The 18,162-nt window shown below is 73.3% G+C and carries 17 protein-coding genes; 9 read left to right on the top strand and 8 right to left on the bottom strand.

Features of this window, described 5'->3' with window-relative positions; genetic code table 11:
* The first annotated feature begins 202 nt into the window (after positions 1-202).
* From ABEB03_RS00480 to ABEB03_RS00470, 3 genes are all read left to right on the top strand, one after another.
* Positions 203-499, top strand: a complete 297-nt coding sequence (locus ABEB03_RS00480; RefSeq protein ID WP_345639609.1) for a hypothetical protein — start codon at positions 203-205, stop codon at positions 497-499.
* A gap of 141 nt (positions 500-640) precedes the next feature.
* On the top strand, positions 641-1,546 hold the full coding sequence (locus tag ABEB03_RS00475; RefSeq protein ID WP_345639608.1) for a glycosyltransferase family 2 protein: 906 nt from the start codon (positions 641-643) through the stop codon (positions 1,544-1,546).
* A 521-nt stretch (positions 1,547-2,067) separates the two neighbouring features.
* Entirely contained in the window at positions 2,068-5,112 is a 3,045-nt protein-coding gene (locus ABEB03_RS00470; protein WP_345640545.1) for an AfsR/SARP family transcriptional regulator, read from the top strand.
* A gap of 27 nt (positions 5,113-5,139) precedes the next feature.
* Here ABEB03_RS00470 and ABEB03_RS00465 read toward each other — a convergent pair whose 3' ends face one another.
* The 5 genes from ABEB03_RS00465 to ABEB03_RS00445 form a co-directional block, all read right to left on the bottom strand.
* The gene (locus ABEB03_RS00465) at positions 5,140-6,840 is read right to left on the bottom strand and encodes a bifunctional 3'-5' exonuclease/DNA polymerase (protein ID WP_345639607.1); all 1,701 of its coding nucleotides are present in this window, start codon (positions 6,838-6,840) and stop codon (positions 5,140-5,142) included.
* 144 nt (positions 6,841-6,984) lie between these two features.
* Positions 6,985-7,722 (bottom strand): Clp protease N-terminal domain-containing protein, encoded by a 738-nt coding sequence (locus ABEB03_RS00460; protein ID WP_345639606.1) that lies wholly within the window; start codon positions 7,720-7,722, stop codon positions 6,985-6,987.
* 187 nt (positions 7,723-7,909) lie between these two features.
* Positions 7,910-8,536, bottom strand: coding sequence for a LysE family translocator (locus ABEB03_RS00455; RefSeq protein ID WP_345639605.1), 627 nt, complete (start codon positions 8,534-8,536; stop codon positions 7,910-7,912).
* Positions 8,537-8,580: 44 nt separating this feature from the next.
* A complete protein-coding gene (locus ABEB03_RS00450) occupies positions 8,581-10,770 on the bottom strand; it encodes an ABC transporter permease (protein ID WP_345639604.1) in 2,190 nt (729 codons plus the stop codon).
* Complete coding sequence (locus ABEB03_RS00445) at positions 10,764-11,516, bottom strand: ABC transporter ATP-binding protein (protein ID WP_345639603.1); 753 nt, start codon at positions 11,514-11,516, stop codon at positions 10,764-10,766. Before ABEB03_RS00445 ends, ABEB03_RS00450 begins: the two co-directional genes overlap by 7 nt.
* A 480-nt stretch (positions 11,517-11,996) precedes the next feature.
* Between ABEB03_RS00445 and ABEB03_RS00440 the strand changes: the two genes are divergently transcribed.
* Positions 11,997-13,127, top strand: coding sequence for a DUF2786 domain-containing protein (locus ABEB03_RS00440; RefSeq protein WP_345639602.1), 1,131 nt, complete (start codon positions 11,997-11,999; stop codon positions 13,125-13,127).
* A 36-nt stretch (positions 13,128-13,163) separates the two neighbouring features.
* Here the strand turns inward: ABEB03_RS00440 and ABEB03_RS00435 are convergent, their stop codons facing one another.
* Both ABEB03_RS00435 and ABEB03_RS00430 read right to left on the bottom strand, forming a co-directional pair.
* On the bottom strand, positions 13,164-13,700 hold the full coding sequence (locus ABEB03_RS00435; protein WP_345639601.1) for a DUF4232 domain-containing protein: 537 nt from the start codon (positions 13,698-13,700) through the stop codon (positions 13,164-13,166).
* 211 nt (positions 13,701-13,911) lie between these two features.
* Positions 13,912-14,430: a hypothetical protein gene (locus tag ABEB03_RS00430; protein WP_345639600.1), complete on the bottom strand. Its 519-nt coding sequence runs from the start codon at positions 14,428-14,430 to the stop codon at positions 13,912-13,914.
* A gap of 178 nt (positions 14,431-14,608) precedes the next feature.
* On the opposite strand from ABEB03_RS00430, the gene ABEB03_RS00425 reads away from it, so the two are divergent.
* The 4 genes from ABEB03_RS00425 to ABEB03_RS00410 all read left to right on the top strand — a co-directional run bounded on the left by ABEB03_RS00425 (position 14,609) and on the right by ABEB03_RS00410 (position 16,268).
* A complete protein-coding gene (locus ABEB03_RS00425; RefSeq protein WP_095935696.1) occupies positions 14,609-14,995 on the top strand; it encodes a VOC family protein in 387 nt (128 codons plus the stop codon).
* 7 nt (positions 14,996-15,002) lie between these two features.
* Positions 15,003-15,356, top strand: coding sequence for a metalloregulator ArsR/SmtB family transcription factor (locus ABEB03_RS00420; protein WP_345639599.1), 354 nt, complete (start codon positions 15,003-15,005; stop codon positions 15,354-15,356).
* Positions 15,353-15,814, top strand: coding sequence for an SRPBCC family protein (locus ABEB03_RS00415; RefSeq protein ID WP_345639598.1), 462 nt, complete (start codon positions 15,353-15,355; stop codon positions 15,812-15,814). The genes ABEB03_RS00420 and ABEB03_RS00415 overlap by 4 nt, the downstream gene beginning before the upstream one ends.
* 193 nt (positions 15,815-16,007) lie before the next feature.
* A complete protein-coding gene (locus ABEB03_RS00410) occupies positions 16,008-16,268 on the top strand; it encodes a DUF397 domain-containing protein (RefSeq protein ID WP_095935699.1) in 261 nt (86 codons plus the stop codon).
* A 92-nt stretch (positions 16,269-16,360) separates the two neighbouring features.
* Here the strand turns inward: ABEB03_RS00410 and ABEB03_RS00405 are convergent, their stop codons facing one another.
* Positions 16,361-16,879 carry an ATP-binding protein gene (locus tag ABEB03_RS00405; RefSeq protein ID WP_345639597.1) on the bottom strand — a complete coding sequence of 173 codons (519 nt, stop codon included), beginning with the start codon at positions 16,877-16,879 and terminating at the stop codon, positions 16,361-16,363.
* A gap of 337 nt (positions 16,880-17,216) precedes the next feature.
* Between ABEB03_RS00405 and ABEB03_RS00400 the strand changes: the two genes are divergently transcribed.
* Entirely contained in the window at positions 17,217-18,041 is an 825-nt protein-coding gene (locus ABEB03_RS00400) for a helix-turn-helix domain-containing protein (RefSeq protein WP_345640542.1), read from the top strand.
* Positions 18,042-18,162: the final 121 nt, after the last annotated feature.

Genomic DNA, 18,162 nt, shown 5'->3' with positions numbered 1-18,162 from the left:
TCGGGCGGGCGCCAGGGCGGGTGTCGGAGCGGGAGTGGGCCGGACGCCGGACGCCGGACGCCGGACGCCGGACGAACGTCGGGCGTCCGTGGTCGGCGTGTGTGACGGCGGACACACACTCTCCCGCCGTCACACTTCCGTCCTCGCGCGCGTCAGGGAGGTGGCGCCACATCCGGTGGCCCGGTGAGAGGGAGATGACGAGATGACGGTCGTGATGGTGCGGTCCACGGTGAAGCCCGAGTTCGTGGACGCGCTGGAAGAGGCACGGCGGAAGATGTTCACCGCGATCGAGCGGGAGCGGCCCGAGGGCGTGCGCTACACCTCGTTCCGGCTGCCCGACGGCGTCAGCTACGTCGCGCAGCTGGAACTCGCCGACGGCGTCGACAACCCGCTGCCCGCGATCGCGGAGTTCCGCGAGTTCCAGGCGGGGCTGAACGACTGGCTGGCCGGTCCGCCGGTCGTGGAGCAGCTGGAGGTCAGGGGCGCGTACGCGGGCTGACCGATTCGTCCGTGCGCCGGGGGCGGGCGGCCGCGGGTGTGCGGGCGCGCATCCGGACGTACTCCGGGGCGTACGTGAGGGGTCATTCCGGTGAACGGCTAGCATCGCGGCACAGTTGTCGGCCGGGATGGGGTGGATGTCGTGTCACAGGCGGAGGAGGGGCCACGGATCGCCGTTGCCGTGGTGACCATGGGGAATCGGCCCGCCGAGGTCGACGCGCTGCTCACCTCCGTGGCCAAGCAGGACGTCGCGCCCGCCCGGATCGTGATCATCGGCAACGGCTGTCCGCTCCCGGAGTTCGCCGAGCGCCTCGGCCTGCCGGGTGAGGTGACGGCCATCGAGGTCGACGAGAACCTCGGGTGCCCTGGGGGCCGCAATGTCGGGCTCCGGCGGCTGGCGGAATTCGGCGACGTCGACGTCGTCGTGGAGCTCGACGACGACGGCCTGCTGGTCGACGGGGACGTGCTGCGCCGCGTCCGGGACCTGTACGCCGCCGACCCGCGGCTCGGCATCGTCGGATTCCGCATCGCCGACGAGAACGGGGAGACGCAGCGCAGGCATGTGCCCCGCGTCGGAGCCAAGGACCCGATGCGGGGTGGCCCCGTGACCGGGTTCCTCGGCGGCGGGCACGCCCTGTCCATGCCGATGCTCGCCGAGATCGGCGACTGGCCCGCCGAGTTCTTCTTCGCGCACGAGGAGACCGACATGGCCTGGCGTGCCATCGACGCCGGGTGGACCGTGCTCTACGAGCCCGCGCTGCTGCTCCAGCACCCCAAGACCTCGCCCGCCCGGCACGCCATCTACTACCGGGTGACCGCGCGCAACCGCGTGTGGCTCACCCGGCGCCGGCTTCCCTTGCCGCTGATCCCCGTGCACCTGGGGATCTGGATGCTGCTCACCCTCGCGCGGACGCGGTCCGTCGGCGGGCTGCGGGCCTGGTTCGGCGGGTTCGCGGAGGGACTGCGGCAGCCCGGCGGGGAACGGCGGCCGATGCGGTGGCGGACGGTGTGGCGGCTCACCCGGCTCGGCCGGCCGCCGGTGATCTGACACCGGGGTCCTCCCGGGGCGTACGTCGCGCCTGGCGTTCCCCGTACGCAGCGCCGCGCGTGGCCTGCGCGACGTCACTGACGGGAGTCCGTACGACGTCACCGACGCACCTCGTACGACGTCCCCGACGCGTTCCCGGTAGGACGTTTTTGAGGTGTCCCGCACAGCAGCGCCGTCGTGTCCCGCACGGCGGCGCTGTCGTGTGCGTCACGTCGTGCGGGAGAGGAGGGGCGGGAGACAGACGGAGGCCCCGGTCGTTCACCTCCGCCGACCGGGGCCTCGCGCGTCCCCGGATCCGGCCACGGCGGCGACACTCCCCCGAGTTACGCGTCATACGCGCGCACCGTCGGGCCAGATCCGATGTTGTGATCACATCAGGTCACGCCAACGGATCGCTAACATGAGGCCAACGGTTCCACGGGGAGCCATGAGTTCGGTCGGCGGGAAGTCGCCGTAGGAAGGCGCGAAGTCGCCCCGGGGCGCGGCCGGAGAGGCCGGGCGGGAAGGCAGTGGGCGGCGTGATCCGGAACGGGCTGCGGTTCGGGCTGCTGGGGCCGCCGGTCCTCTACGGCGCCGACGGCGAGGTCCGGTCGGTGGGCAGCGGCAAGACGCGCGCGCTGCTCGTCGCGCTGCTCCTGGAGCCAGGCCGGGTCGTCTCCGTCGACGTGCTCAAGGACGCGCTGTGGGGCGGAGCGCCGCCCGCCTCCGCGCAGGCCTCGCTCCACAACCACGTGACCCGGCTGCGGCGACTGCTCGACGACCCGGAGCGGCTGCGTGCGGTCCCGCCCGGCTACGTACTGCGGGTCGGCGAGGACGAGTTGGACGTCCGCGTCTTCGAGCACCACGCCACGGCCGCACGCGCCGCGCACGCCGAGCGCGACTGGGGGCGGGCGCTGGGCGCGTCCACGGCGGCGCTGGCGCTGTGGCGCGGCGCCCCGCTGAGCGGTCTGCCGTCCGAGACCGGCGGGCACGCGTTCGGCCAGCGCCTGGAGGAGACCCGGCTGCTGGTCCTGGAGTGGCGGTACGAGGCCGAGCTGCACCTCGCGCCGACGCCGGACAGACTGGACCGGCTGGCACCGGAGTTGGCCGCGCTCACCACCTGGCACCCGCTGCGTGAGGCCTTCCACCGGCTGCTGATGCTCGTGCTGCACCGCACCGGCCGGCAGGCCGAGGCGCTCGCCGTCCACCGGGACCTGCGGGCCCGGCTGGTCGAGGAACTCGGTGTCGAGCCGGGCCCCGCCGTGCGCGAGGCGCATCTGGAGATCCTCCGGGACCAGGGGGCGGGGACCGCGCCGGGGACCGTCGAGGACCAGCCGCCGGCCGTCCCCGTGCCGCCGCGACCGGCCCAACTACCGTCGCCACCGGCCCACTTCACCGGCCGGGACGACACCCGGGAGGCTGTGCGGCTGACCCTGGACCCGGAACGGCGGACCGCGGGCGGCGACGGCGCCGTCCCTGGCGGCCGGCCCGCGGTCGCCTCGGACGGGATGCCCGCCGTCGCGGTGATCAGCGGTATGGCGGGCGTCGGCAAGAGCGCGCTCGCGCTGCATGTGGCCCACGGGCTGAGGGAACGTTTCCCTGACGGTCAGCTGTACGTCAATCTGCACGGCGCCACCCCCGGCATGACCCCGCTCACTCCGGGTCAGGCGCTGGCCGCGCTGCTCCGCGACGTCGGGGCCGAGCCACGCCACCTTCCCGAACACCCGGACGCGGCAGCCGCGTTGCTCCGCTCCACGCTGGCGCCCACGCGCACCCTGATGGTCCTCGACGACGCCGCGAACGCCGCCCAGGTGCGGCCGCTGCTTCCGGCCGGCGCGGGCTGCGCGGTGATCGTGACGAGCCGTTCACCGCTCACCGCGCTGGACGGTGCGCACCGCTTCCCGCTCGCGCCCCTGTCCGACGAGGACAGCGCGGCGCTGCTCCGCGCGGTCTCCGGCCGCCGGGACGGACTGAGCGGGGCACACCCTCTCGTCGAACTCACCGGCCGGCTGCCGCTCGCCCTCCGCGTCGTCGCCGCCCGCCTCGCCGCCCGCCGGGCCCTCACTCCTGACGCACTCGCCGGGCAACTCACCGCCACCGAGGGACGCTTGCACCACCTGGAGTACGACGACCTGAGCGTGCGCCGCTCGCTGGCCGTCGCGCACGACGCGCTGCGCGCCTCGGAGCGCGAGGCGGACCGGGACGCGGCCCGCGCCCTGTGCGGCATCGGCGCGCTCGACCTGCCCGCCTACGGCGCACCCCTGCTCGCCCGGCTGTGCGGGATCGACGAGCGCCGTGCCGACGCGGCCCTCGACCGGCTCGTGGACGTCGCCCTGCTGGAGGAGACGGCCTACGGCCGCTACGCCCCGCACGACCTCGTACGGGACTTCGCGCGCGAGATCGCGGGCGCGACGGACCGGGCGGGGGCGCCGGACGCCGGGGAATCGTGCGCGCCGGGGCCGGGGCCGGACGCCGTCGCGGACCGCGCGCTGCGCTGGTACGCCGCGGTCGCCGCCCGCTCCCTGGAGGCGATCGTCGAACCCGGCCTCGAACGCGAGGATCGCAGCCGGCCGACCGGCTCACAGCCCGCCGGGCACGCCGAGGACGTCGCCGACACCCCCAAGTTCCCCTCCTCCGAGGAGGCGTTCGCCTGGGGCGACCTGGAACTGGAGAACGTGGTGGCGCTGGTGGGTCGGCACGCGCCGACCTCCGTCTACGTCCCGCTGCTGGTCCGCCTGATCAACCCGTACGTCCAGCGCAGCGGCCGTGTGGTCGAGCTGGAGGTGCTCCAGCGCGCCGCCCTCGGGGCCGCGCGCCGGCTCGGGGACGCGGCGGCCGAGGCGTACGCGCTCGGGGACCTCGCCGGCATGCACTTCATGACGGGGCGCGCGGGCGAGGCCCTCGCGCTGAACGACCGGGCGCTCGCCATCTGGCGCCGGCTCGGCGTCCTGTCATGGGTGCGGCGCGGCCTGAACAACCGCGGCATGCTCCTCGAAGGGCTCGGCCGGCACGCCGAGTCGAGCGAGGCACTGCTGCAGAGCCTCGAACTCTCCAGGAGACTCGGCGACCCGTACACGGAGGCCGTCACCTACAGCCACCTCGGCAACCTCTACGAGCACACGGACCCCCGGGCCGCCATCGAGCACCACAAGCGCAGCCTGGCGATCGGTGACACGATCCAGGACGTCATCCTGCGGCACTCCGCGCACTGCAACATCGGCTACGCCCACCTCGCCCTCGGCGAACCGGCCGCCGCCCTGCCGCACTTCGAGGAGAGTCTGCGCATCCTCGGCGGTCACGGCGACTGGCACGGCGAGTCGCAGACCCGGCTCGGGCTGGTGCGTGCGCTGCGCGGGGTGGGCGACAGGGAGCGGGCGGCGGAGGAGTGCGACCTGCTGCTGTGCCGCGCGGACCGCCGCGCCGACCGGTACACCGGAGGGCTGGCCCGGCATCAGCGGGGACTGCTGCTGCGGGACATCGGTCAGGCCGAAGCGGCGTACGAGCAGTGGGAGCTGGCGCTCGCGGCGCTGGCAAAGACGGACAGCCCGGTGGTCGGGCAGCTCGGGGAGCTGCTGGCCGGGAGGTGACCGGGCCGGACCGCCCGGCCCGTGCGGTCACTTGGCGTCCGCGTAGCACTTCACCACCGCGGTGGTGAACGGGAAGCGGACCGGTGTCTCCCCGAAGGTGAGGCGTCCCGCGAGGTCGGCGGCGTCACGGATCGCGGCGACGACGGTGTCGGCCTCCTCGGCGGGGCAGTGCACGATCACCTCGTCGTGCTGGAAGAAGACCAGCTCGGCCGCCATGTCCGCGCAGGTGCGGCGGAGTCCGGCCAGCATGAGCAGGGCCCAGTCGGCGGCGCTGCCCTGGACGACGAAATTGCGGGCGAAGCGGCCCCGGGCGCGGGAGTCGGACGAGGCATAGCCCGGGACCCAGCCCTGGTCGGCGGTCGCGGCCTGATCGCCGTCGGGTCCGTCCTGGGGGATGCCCGCCTCCTCCGCCCCGGAGTCGTCGGAGCCCGCCGCCGGGGGACTGGTCCGGCCCAGCCAGGTCCGCACCAGCCGTCCTTCCTCGCCGGCGCGCGCCGCGTCGTCGACATAGGCGACGGCCCGGGGGAAGCGGCGGCGCAGCAGTGCGAGGTTCTTCAGGCCGTCGCCGGACGTCTGTCCGTACACCGCGCCGAGCACGGCGATCTTGGCCTGGTCCCGGTCGCCCGCGAAGGCGCGGTCCGACACGGACTGGTAGAGGTCGGAGGCGCGGCCGGCCACCTCCATCAGACCGGGGTCGCGGGAGATGGCCGCGAGGACGCGGGGCTCCATCTGGTCGGCGTCGGCTACGACGAGCCGCCAGCCGGGGTCGGCCACGACCGCGCGCCGGATGACCTTGGGGATCTGGAGGGCTCCGCCGCCGTTGGTCACCCATCTGCCGGTGACCGTGCCGCCCGGGAGGTACTCGGGCCGGAACCGTCCGTCCCGCACCCAGTCCTGGAGCCAGGACCAGCCGTGCGCGACCCAGATGCGGTACAGCTTCTTGTACTCGATCAGGGGCTTCACGGCCGGATGGTCGACGGACTCGATCTCCCAGCGCCGCGTCGACCTGACCTTGATCCCCGCCTGCGCGAAGGCCTTGACGACGTCGGCGGGCAGATCCGGTCTGACCCTGCGTCCGAAGGCGGCCGACACCTCGTCCGTCAGCTCGGCCAGGCGGCGGGGCTCGCCGCCGCCCGCGTACCGCTCGCCGAGCAGGTCGCGGAGCACCTCGCGGTGCACGTCCGCGCTCCAGGGGAGTCCCGTCGCGTTCATCTCCGCGGCCACCAGCATGCCCGCCGACTCGGCGGCCGTGAGCAGCCGCATCCGCTCCGGGTGCGCGGTGGCGTCATGGCGGCGCTGCTGGTCCCCGTACACCTCCAGGAGGTCGGCGAGGGGGACGTGCACCGGGCGCGGTTCGAACAGGGACGACTGCGATCCGGGCTCGGCGGCACGCTGGGGCGGGTCCGGCGGTACGGGGCCGCCGCGCAGCCTCGCCAGCGCGGCGGCCGCCGACCGGGGCTCGCCGAGCCGCCCCTCGTGGCCGAGCAGCAGCGTCTCGGCGGCCTCCACGTCATAGCACCGCTCCACTCGCACCCCCGTGGCGAGCAGGCGCGGATAGACGTCGGCCGTGGACCGCCAGACCCACCGGGTCACCTCGGGCCGCGACCGCACGGCCTCGACGAGATCCGGCTCCCCGTGCACCGGACCCGCGGGCAGCCCGTCCGGGCCGAGGGCGACGACTTCCGCGCCGCCGTCCTCGGCCGGTGCGAGAGCCCAGCGCCCGGTCATGCCACGAGTCTTGCAGCCGGGTCTGACAGTGGGGCCGACCTGCTGGTTCGGGCCCAGGGGTTTTCGTTCGGATCATGTCGGATCAGGCCGCGGCGAGGTGCCGTGCCGGGCGCCGCGGACCCGGGCCGATCCGCACGAAGCCCCCTAGCCCTGGGCGGCGGGCCCCGGGTCCTGCACGATCTGCGCGAGCGCGCGGGACACCTCGGCCTCGACGGCCTGCTTGCCGATGCCCAGTCCGCTCAGCACGCCCTCGCCGTTCTCCAGCTCCAGCAGGGCCAGCAGGATGTGCTCGGTGCCGACGTAGTTGTGGCCCAGGCGCAGGGCCTCGCGGAAGGTGAGCTCCAGGGCCTTCTTGGCGGTGGGGCCGTAGGGGATCATCTCGGGCACCTCGTCCGCCGCCGGCGGCAGCGCCGCGGTCGCGGCGGCACGGACGGCGTCCGGGGTGGTGCCGAGGGCGGTGAGCGCCTTGGCCGCGAGTCCCTCCGGTTCGGCCAGCAGGCCGAGGACCAGGTGCTCGGGCAGGCCTTCGGGGTTGCCCGCGTCCTTGGCGGCGTTGTGGGCGGCCATGACGACGCTGCGGGCGCGCGGGGTGTAGCGGCCGAAGCCCTGGCTGGGGTCGAGGTCGTTCTCCGCCTTGGGCACGAAGCGCTTCTGGGCGGCCTGCCGGGTCACGCCCATGCTCTTGCCGATGTCGGTCCAGGACGCGCCCGAGCGCCGGGCCTGGTCGACGAAGTGTCCGATCAGGTGGTCGGCCACGTCGCCCAGGTGGTCGGCGGCGATCACCGCGTCCTGGAGCTGGTCGAGCGCGTCGGTGTGCGTCTTCTTGATCGCCTCGATGAGGTCGTCGAGGCGTACGGGTGTCGTGCCGCGTGAGTTCGCCATGTGTCAACCGTAGGTTGACACATGGGGGGTGTCAACCCGCAGTTGACACCTGTTCGATGGGGGCCGTCTTGCCTCAGGGAGCTGAGCGAGGGTCTGTCTGCTTGTACTCCGGGGAGGTGGGTGAGGGGCGTGTTCGCCTGCTCCCGGGAGCTGCTTTGAGGGGGTGCGTCCGCCTGTGTCCCGCGTCCTACTTGGGCGACGCGGCCAGCCGTAGTGCGAGGCCCGCGAACACCGTGCCGCTGAAGACGTTGAGGCCGCGCGCCACCCGTCGGCTGCGCCGCAGCAGTGCCGACAGCCGGCCGGAGAGCAGCCCGATCGAGCCGTCGACCGCGAAGCCCATGATCGTCATGCTGGCGCCCAGGATCATGAACTGGCCTGTCACGTGCCCCAGTTCGGGGTTCACGAACTGGGGCAGGAAGGCGACGTTGAAGAGGATCACCTTCGGGTTGAGGAGGTTGGTGAGGGCCCCCTGCCAGAAGGCGCGCCGCAGCCCCGGACCGACCGCCGCCGGCCCTTCGTCCGGCACCGCGCGGTCCCGGAACGCCTTCACCGCCAGATACAGCAGATAGGCGGCGCCCATCCAGCGCAGCACGTGATACAGCGTCGGCAGCGTGGTGAACAGCGCCGACAGACCCAGCATCGCCGCGACCGCGTGGACCAGCATCGCGAAGGCCACACCCAGCGCGGCGAGCACGCCCGCGGCGGGCCCTCCTCTGCCGCCCATCGCCACGATGAACATCATGTCGGGGCCGGGGGTGACGCAGAGGGCGAAACCCGCGACGAGGAACGCTGCGTACAGAGATGTGTCGACCATGCGCCCCATGCTCGGCACGGCCCGGCGCGGGCGTCGACCCATTTTCACCCCGCGGGACGGGCGCGGTCCGGCCTGCGGGCGCAGGCGAGTGCCGTCCCCGTGAGTGCCACCAGCAGGCACACCGCCGCGCACCCGGCCAGGAGCCCCCACGGCACGTGCACCGCCGCCGGCGCCGACAGCCGGCCCAGTGCCGCCGCCAGGAGGCCGAGGTTCGTGGCGGCGACGGCGGTACCGAGCAGGGCGCCCACGCCCACCCCGGCCGCCGTCTCGCCCGCGAGCGCCCGCAGGACCTGCGCCCGGGTGGCGCCGGCCAGCCGCAGCGAACGGAGTTCCGTGCCGCGTGCGGAGGTCGCCATGAGCGTCGTCGCGGCGAGCGCGATCGCGGCGTGGGCGAGCGCCAGGCCGAGGACCACCAGCAGGCCGAGCCGGGTCTGCGGACCGGTGCGCGGACGGGTGGCGGCGAGCCAGTCCGACGCCGAGCGCACCGTGCCACTGCCGGCCGCGTCCCGCACCGCCGCCGCGACGCGCGCCCCGTCCGCGCCGGGCGCCGCCCGCACGTCGAGGCGGTCGACGGTGGCGCCGGGGGCGTTCGTCGTCGTCACGTACGCCCCGTTGTCCCCGGTGCCGCGTGCCAGCACCGCCACGATCCGCAGGCGTGCGGGCCGCCCGTCGCCGAGCCAGAGGCTCACCCAGGAGCCCACCTCGTGCCGCTCCCACTCCTCGTTCACCACGACGGAGCGGTCGTCGAGGTCGCGCAGGTCGCCCGCCACGACCGGCGGTCGCGTCAGCGCGGCGAACGCGGTCACGTCGCTCACCGCCCGCGCCTCGGACCGCACGAGGGCGGTGCCCTCCTCCCGCACGTACACGGCCGTGGGCGCGGAAGCGGACACGGTCGCCCCGGCGGCCTTCGCCGCCGCCTCCACCGCGGTCGGGTGGTGGCCCAGGTCCTCGCCGGTGACGACGAACTGGGCCCGGGTCCGTTCCCGTGCCTCCGTCGCCTTCGCCCCGGCCACCGTCGCCGCCGACCCGAGCAGGGAGCCGGCCAGCGCGACCGTCACCAGTACCGGCGCCGCCACGGCGGCGGTGCGCCGCACCGACGCGGACGCGTTCTCGCGGGCGAGGAGCCCCGCCGCGCCGGGCAGCAGCCCCGGCGGGAGCAGCCGTACGACCGGCCGGACCAGCGCCGGCGCCAGCGCCGCCACCGCCGTGACGAGCAGCATCGGCTGCGTCACGTAGGTCTTGCGCTTCAGCAGGGCGGCGGGGTCCGTGTGCAGCGTCCGGACCGACAGGGCGATGCCCGCCGCGAGGAGGACGCTTCCGGCGATCCGCCGCGACAACGGCATCACGCCCGTGTCCACCGAGGCCTCGCGCAGGGCCTCCGCCGGGCCGGTCCGCCCCGCCCGTCGCGCGGCCGTCCACGCGCCCGCGACGGCCACCAGGACCCCGGTGCAGAAGGCGACTTCGTACGGCCAGGCCGCCTCGCCGCGCAGCGCGAACCACGGCGGTGCCACCCCGCCGTCCACCAGGGCCCGGACGAGTGCCGGCGCCCCCCGGCCCCCCAGGGCGCAGCCCAGCGCCGAGGCCGCCAGCCCCACGACGACCGCCTCCGCCAGCACGGTCCGCCGCACCTGACCGGCCGTCGCCCCGGCCATCCGCAGCAGCCCGAACTCCCGCCGCCGCAGCGCCACGACGAACGCGAACGTGGACGCCGTCACGAAGACCGAGACGAAGGCCGCCACCCCTGCCGCCGTGCCCAGCAGGGAATCGACCGCGACCAGTGCCTCGGCGTCACGGGCGGTGGCGGGGTCGGCGCGGCGCCGGTCGTCACCGGTCAGGACGGTGGCGCGGTCCCCGACGAGCCGTCGCACGGCGGCGGCGGGGGCGTCCACGCCGACCGCGCCGAGCCCGGCGGCGCTCCGCGGCGCGCCGTCCGTCCGCACCCGCCCGAGCCGCCGCAGCTCGCGCACCAGTTCGTTGTCCACAGGGTGTGGATGCGCGAGCCTCGCCGACGCGGGAGCGGTGGCCGGGCCCCGCCGCACCGGCACGGTCAGGGTGTCCTGGCCCGTCACCACGACCGGTGCGGACGCGAACCGGGCGGGAGGGCGTGCGGGCGGGTCCGACGCGGCGGCGAGACCCAGCCCCATCGCGGTCGTCACGGCGACCCCCAGTGCGACGGCGACGAAGGCTCCGAGCAGCGAGGGCCAACGGGTACGCAGCGAGACGAGGTTCAGCACGGCGCCTTCTCCAGTCCCGCCATCCGTGCGGCGACCTCGTCGGCCGAGGGCGACCGCAGCTCCCCGCTCACCCGCCCGTCGACGAGGAACACCACACGGTCCGCGTACGAGGCGGCCACCGGGTCGTGCGTGACCATGACCGTGGTCCGGCCCTCCCGGTCCACCAGTTCCCGCAGCAGCGCCAGCACCCCGCGGCTGGTGACCGTGTCCAGGGCGCCGGTCGGCTCGTCGCCGAACAGCACCGCGGGGCGGGTGACCAGCGCCCGCGCGAGGGCGACCCGCTGCTGCTGGCCGCCGGACAGCTCGGACGGTCGGTGCCCGGCGCGATCGGCGAGGCCGACGCGGGCGAGCGCCTCGCGCACCGCTGTGCGCGGGGGGCGCCGGCCCGCCAGCCGCAGCGGGAGCGCGACGTTCTGTGCCGCCGTCAGGGACGGCAGCAGGTTGAAGGACTGGAACACGAACCCGATCCGCTCCCGCCTGAGCAGGGTCAGCCGCCGCTCGCTCAGTCCGGCGAGCCCGATCCCGTCGACGGCGACCGTCCCCGACGTCGGGCGGTCGAGTCCGGCCGCACACTGCAGCAGGGTCGACTTGCCGGAGCCGGAGGGTCCCATCACTGCGGTGAAGGTCCCGGCGGCGAAGTCGAGGTCGACGCCGTCGAGGGCGGCGACGGTGCCGTAGTGGCGGCGCAGCGAGCGGATGCGCACGACGGGTGCCGCCGTGGTGGTGTGCGTGGCTGTGGTGTCCATGCCTTCAGCGAACCGTCCGGGAGGCGCGTGGACACGACCACCAGGGGGCGTTGTGGAGGTGGGGCCAGGCATACCTCCGGGGCTTCGCTGTCGTTCCGTTCCGTTGCGCTGTCTGTCCGGTGGGTGGGTCGGGTCCGTGCCGGTGATCCGCCCGTTGCAGCCGTTGTGCGGGGCGGTGCTGGTAGGGCCTCGGTGGGTGTGTGGCGCCGTCTGCAACGGGCATTTGATTCACCGGCACGGCCCCTTCGGTGAGTGGGCGACTGCGGGTGTGAGTGGGGCTGGGGTCCGGCTGCTGGTCCGCGGGGCGGCAAGTACCGCCTCGCCCCGCCCCGCTTTGAGGGCAGGGAGCCACCTTTCAGGCCGTCCGGCGTTTGAGGGCGAGGCCGTTCAGGCCGATCGGGGGTTCGGGGGCGGAGCCCCCGGGGGGTCGGGTCGGGCAGGGGCGGAGGGGGCGAGGACGAGGCGTGGCACGATCGGGGCATGAGCAGCAGCGGACCCCGCCCCGGCACCGTGGAGCGCGCCTTCGAGGCCGCGCTCTACGCCGACACCGACGCGGCCCTCGACACCGGCGCGTCGCTGCTCGCTGCGGACCCGGCGGCCGACACCGAACTCACCCGCCGCGGCGAGGAGTTCGTCGCCGCGGCCTGGCGGCGAGGCTGGCAGCCCGCCGACGTCGTACGCGTCGTACGGCGCGAGCTGGACCCCGTGCACGTGCAGCTGACCGCGGCGCTGATCCTCGGCGAGAGCCATGAGCCCAGGGGCGCGCGCTGGACCGCACAACTCGAAGAGCTCAGGGCCGAGCCCCGGCCTCCCCGCGCCGACCGCTTCTCGTACGCCACCGCCGTACTGGAGCTGTACCGGCTGCTGCTGCGTCTGCCCGCCATCGAGCCCCTGGACGTGCCCCTGCCGGGTCCGGCCGCTGCCGGAGCCGGGGACTCCCGCATGCTCACCCGCATCCGCGCCCTGCTCGCGAAGGCCGAGGCGACCGGGTTCCCGGAGGAGGCCGAGGCGCTGAGCGCCAAGGCGCAGGAGCTGATGGCGCGGCACAGCATCGACGAGGCGCTGCTCGCGGCCCGCACGCACGCGAAGGACGCGCCCGGCGCCTGCCGTATCGGCGTCGAGCCGCCGTACGAGACGGCCAAGGCGGTCCTGCTGGACGCGGTGGCCGGGGCGAACCGCTGCCGCGCCGTCTGGAACGAGGCCTTCTGCTTCTCGACGGTCGTCGGCTTCGAACCCGACCTGGAGGCGGTCGAGCTGCTGTACACCTCGCTGCTGGTGCAGGCGACGGCGGCGATGACGAAGGCCGAGGCCGCGCAGCGGGCCGGGGGCCGCAAGCGCACGAAGACCTTCCGGCAGTCCTTCCTCGCCGCCTACGCGCACCGGATAGGCGACCGCCTCGCATCCGTCGCCGAAGGCCAGGTGACGGCCGCGGAAGGGGACTTGCTGCCGGTGCTGGCGGCCCGCGACGTGGCGGTCGCGGACCACACGGACCGGATGTTCCCCCGGACGGTGACCACTCGGCTGCGCGGGGTCGACGACGCCGCCGGCTGGCACGAGGGAGCCGCCGCGGCGGACCGGGCCCAGGTCCAGGACCGCCGTCGGCTGCCCTGACCCCCGGGCGCCGTCACCGGGTGTTCGACGGCGTTCTCAGTCGCCCGCCGTCCTGAAAGTGCTCACCGTGGCGTCCAGTTTGTCCGCGGACTTCTCGGCGACGTCGCCGTAGGTCCACTTCGACTCCTTGTCCCCGGCGTGCCCGGGGAGGCTGATCCGCAGGGTCCGCACGGCGGCGCCCGAACCGGCCTCGCCGCGCACGTACGTGAGGGTGAAGGTCGCCGCCTCGTCCTGGTGGAGGGTCACCTTCTGCGCCTTCGCGCCCTCCTCCGGGGCGAGGGTCCAGGAGGTCCCGCCGGCCCGCAGGTCGACGCCCGGGAAGCCGTCCAGCGTGCACGTGCCGGAGCCGGTGTTGGTGACGGTGACCGGGATGTTGCCGGTGTCGCCCGCGGCCGGGGCCGCGTTGGCCGGTCCGACGTCGACGCCCATCTGCTGGAGGGAGCACGCGGAACTCTTGCCGCTCGCGTCGCTCTTGGTGTTCGCGTCGCCACCGCCGTCGCCACCGCCGCAGGCGGTCAGGGCGAATGCTGCGGTGACGCCGGTGAGGGCGGCGGCGAGGGGGATGGCGCGCATGAGGGTCCTCTGGGTTCGTGGCCCGGTGACGGGCCCGGGGCCCGGGGCGGTGGCAAGGGCCGGGCCCGGGGTGCGTGACGCTGCCCATGGATCATCACTCAGGCGTGCGTCCTCGCGTCGCGCGCCCCCGTCGCCCGATCCGACCGCGGGCCGGGAATGTCCATGAATCCCCCTTGCGTCGGCGGAATGAGTCGGCCAGGGGGCACGGGTTTCAGGACCCGAGGCTCGCGGTGGGCAGTCCCGTCGGCAGTTCCCCGCCCTGGCTCCTGGTGTACGTCTCCTCGCCGAGGCCGCCCTGCCAGGTGATCCGGAGGGACTTGCCGCTGACGGAGTCGACCATGCCGACGGCGCGGTCCTTGCTGCCGTCGGTGCACTTGAGGCGGATCATCTGCATGTTCGCCTCGTCGGCCGCGGTGCCGCTGCACACGGTGCCGCCGGTCGCGAACAGGCCGGCCTGCTTGCCGTTGATCATCAGTACGACGGCCTTGCCGCCCGCGGTCGTCAGCCAGCTGCCGTCGAGGTCGGTCTTGGCGCCCGAGGTGCCGCCGGTGCCGCCGTCGGTGGCGGCCGAACCGGTCGGGGACGCGCTCGGGCCGGTGGACTTGTCCCCGGAGTCGTCGCCGTCACTGCTGCAGCCGGTGAGCAGGAGCGCGGCCGCCACTCCGACGGCCGCGACCGCGGTACGGGCCGGGCGGTGCGGGAAGGTCGCCGTGATCACTGGAGCCCCCAAGGGTGGTGATGATGCCGGGTCGCCTGAAAGACCGCAGCAAGCTACCAGGAGGACGTGTGCGCGTCGGGGTGGCGTCCGCCGTGGGCTTGCTCACGGACTCGTTCCGCCAGGGCCACAAGGATGGGTAGGGAAATTCCTACGGTTGACGTGTAGGGAATCTCCTACCTATGGTGGCGGCATGAACATCACGCACGCCTCCTTCGTCACCCTCCCCGTCGCCGACCAGGACCGCGCCCTGCGCTTCTACACGGACGTGCTCGGTTTCACGGTCACCGCCGACCTGCAGATGCCGCCCGGTCGCTGGCTCCAGGTCGCGCCCGAGGGGGCGCAGACCGTCTTCACGCTCTCGGGTCCGGGCATGGGCGGTTTCGTCCCCGGTGAGGCCCGGGGGATCATGTTGGTCACGACCGACGTCGACGCCGACTGTGCGCGGCTCGCTGCCGCGGGCGTCGCGGTGGAAGGTCCCGACGACCTTCCGTGGGGCCGCATGGCCTCGTTCCGCGACCCGGACGGCAACGGTCTGATGCTGCTGACGGAGAAGGCCATGGAGAAGGAAGGCAGCTGATCGCGCCATGACGGTGACCGGGGCTCGCGAGGCGAGCGAGGACCGCGTGTTCGCCGCGCTCGCCAACGCCACCCGCCGCGAGGTGCTGCGCCTGCTGCGGGACGGCGGGCCCCAGCCCGTCCAGGCCCTGGCCGACCACTTCGACATGCGACGGCCGAGTCTCTCGGAACACCTCAAGGTGCTCCGGGACGCCGGGCTGGTGTCGGAGGAGCGCGCGGGCCGGCAGCGCATCTACCGCCTGGAGGCGACCCCGCTCGCCGAGGTGCAGGACTGGCTCCATCCGTACGAGCGGTTCTGGCGCGACAGGCTCAAGGGTCTCGGCGCTCTGCTGGACCGCATGCCCGACGATGCCGAGTCATGAACCCCGTTCCGGACGACGACCTGACCATCATCCGCGTCGACCAGTTCTTCCCGCACCCGCCCGCCAAGGTCTGGCGCGCCCTCACCGACCCCGAACTGCTCGTGCAGTGGCAGATGCAGGGGTCGGAATTCTTCCGGCTGGAGGTCGGTCACCAGTACGCGCTGACGTCGGTGCCGCGCCCCAACACGAACTTCTCCGGCACGGTTGACGTGCGCGTTCTGGCCTTCGAGCCGGAGCGGATGCTGAGCGTCCGGTGGGCTGACCGGGATCCGGCCAATTCCGCGGAGTGGACCATTACTTGGACACTGGAACAGGAAGGCCGCGGTACGCGTCTGTTCCTAGTGCACGAGGGATTCGATCCGGACGATCCCGCACAGATGATGGCACGGCAGATCATGGACGGGGGCTGGAGGTCGCATGTCCTGCGATCTCTGGGGCAGGCGCTGGACCGGGCGTGACCCGGGAATGCGCAGGCCGTAGTCAAGTGAGCGACAGCCGGTAGTCAAGCGCCGGCAAAAGCTGTAACCGCAGGAGTACCCCGCGTGCACGTGCATCTGCCCATGCATCTGCACATGAACAGAGCTATGATCCGGGTCAGTTGACGACTGCATCAATGGCCACCTCAGCCACTGCACGACCGGGGAGCGACCTGTGGACCACGACGTGTACGACGTGGATGACGTGTACAACGGCATGGCGGCGACGGAGCTGAACGGGGTGGCCTGGCAGAAGAGCCGGCACAGCAACTCGCAGGGCTCCTGCGTGGAGTTCGCGAGGCTGCCCGGTGGCGACGTGGCCGTGCGGAACTCGCGGTTCCCGGAGGGGCCCGCGCTCGTCTACACCCGCGCCGAGATCGAGGCGATGCTGCTGGGCATCAAGGACGGCGAGTTCGACCACCTGATCGCCGGCTGATGCCGGAGGCCTGACGAGAGCACCGAGCGCGAGCCCCGTTCAACGGTGCGTAACGCGCGTAGAACCGCGGCGCCGAAAAGCGCCGCGGTTCGTCATTCCGCGGGGGGTGCGGCCGGGCCCGGCTGTGGCAGCCGGAACAGTGCCCACACGACCTTGCCGCTGAGGGTGCCCGCGAGCGGGTGCCAGCCCCAGCTGTCGGCGAAGGAGTCGACCAGGAACAGGCCGCGGCCCGACTCCGCCGAGAAGTCGTCCGAGTCACCCGCGACCGGGCTGTCGTGACTGGGGTCGCGCACCGCGCACACCAGACGGGCGGTCCACCGCATCAAGTGCAGCCGCACGGGCGGCCCCTGGTCGTCGTTGCGCGGCGTGTCCGCGGGCAGCGCGTGCCGCAGCGCGTTGGTGACGAGCTCGGAGACCACCAGGCAGACGTCGTCGAAGCGCTCGCCGATGTCCCACTGGTCGAGTGTTCTGCGGGTGAACTGCCGTGCCTCGCGCACCGCTTCGAAGCGGGCGGGCAGGGCGCAGGAGGCGGCGCTGGACACGGCTGCGGGGTCGAGTGGCGGAAGTCCCTGCCGTAAGGGTTCGAGCATGGTCGATCCATTCGTCCCCATGCGAGGCACTCCCGGGTGTTCGCGGTCGTTGCGATGCAGCGGTGGCGCGGGGACCATGGTTCCGAATGCGTACAGCAGATGCAAGGGCAGATGCACGTGCACGCGCCCGAATTAGACCTCCATTAACCGGTTGTTGCTCATTTCTTCTGTCACCTTCTTCCCTCTTGTTGGCGCTCTGCTGATCCCTTTCCGCGCGGCTCCTTTGGCTACTTTCCGTTTCCGTAACCGAACGAGTACTGCTTGAAGTGTTTTAGTGGCAGACTTCGGCCCTTGGAGACGGTTGGGGAGGCGGACGAACGTGAGCGCTGGTGAGTCGAGCGGCTCGGTGGTGCGGCGCATGCTGCTGGGGTCACATCTTCGGCGCCTGCGTGAGGCGCGCGGAATCACCAGGGAAGCGGCCGGTTATTCGATCCGTGCCTCCGAATCGAAGATCAGCCGCATGGAGTTGGGACGGGTGAGCTTCAAGACGCGTGACGTCGAGGACCTGCTGACGCTCTACGGCATCACGGACGAGATGGAGCGCACCTCCCTCGTGTCGCTCGCCAAGGAGGCCAACGTCGCCGGCTGGTGGCACAGCTACTCCGACGTCCTGCCCAGCTGGTTCCCGACCTACGTCGGCCTCGAAGGCGCGGCGCACCTCATCCGCTCGTACGAAGTGCAGTTCGTGCACGGCCTGTTGCAGACCGAGGCGTACGCGCACGCGGTCGTCGCGCGAGGCATGAGGGGCGCCTCCGCCGCCGACATCGACCGGCGCGTGGCCCTGCGCCTGGAACGCCAGAAGTATCTCGTCTCCGAGAACGCCCCCGAGTTCCACATCGTCCTCGACGAAGCCGCCCTGCGCCGCCCCTACGGCGACCGCGAGGTGATGCGCGGACAGCTCCAGCACCTGATCGACGTCTCGGAGCGCCCCAACGTGCGGCTCCAGGTCATGCCGTTCAGCTTCGGCGGCCACTCCGGCGAGAGCGGCTCCTTCACCATCCTCAGCTTCCCGGAGTCGGACCTGTCCGATGTCGTGTACCTGGAGCAGCTCACCAGCGCGCTCTACCTGGACAAACGCGAGGACGTCGGCCAGTACGAGGGCGCGCTCAAGCAGCTGCAGACGGACAGCCCGGGCCCGGCGGAGAGCCGCGACCTGCTGCGGGGACTGCTCCAGCTGTCCTGACACTCCGGCCGGCGCGGCCGGTGCACCCCCGCGACCTCGTCCGGCGGGTCCGCACCGACTCTGTCCAGGTGTTCTCCAACTCCCTTGAAACACAAGTACGATGACGTGCGATCAGGCGTTG

This window comes from Streptomyces siamensis, from assembly GCF_039543605.1.
Taxonomy (GTDB): Bacteria; Actinomycetota; Actinomycetes; order Streptomycetales; family Streptomycetaceae; genus Streptomyces; species Streptomyces siamensis.
The sequence above is the reverse complement of the archived record's forward strand: the minus strand, read 5'-3'. Positions and strand labels throughout refer to the sequence as shown.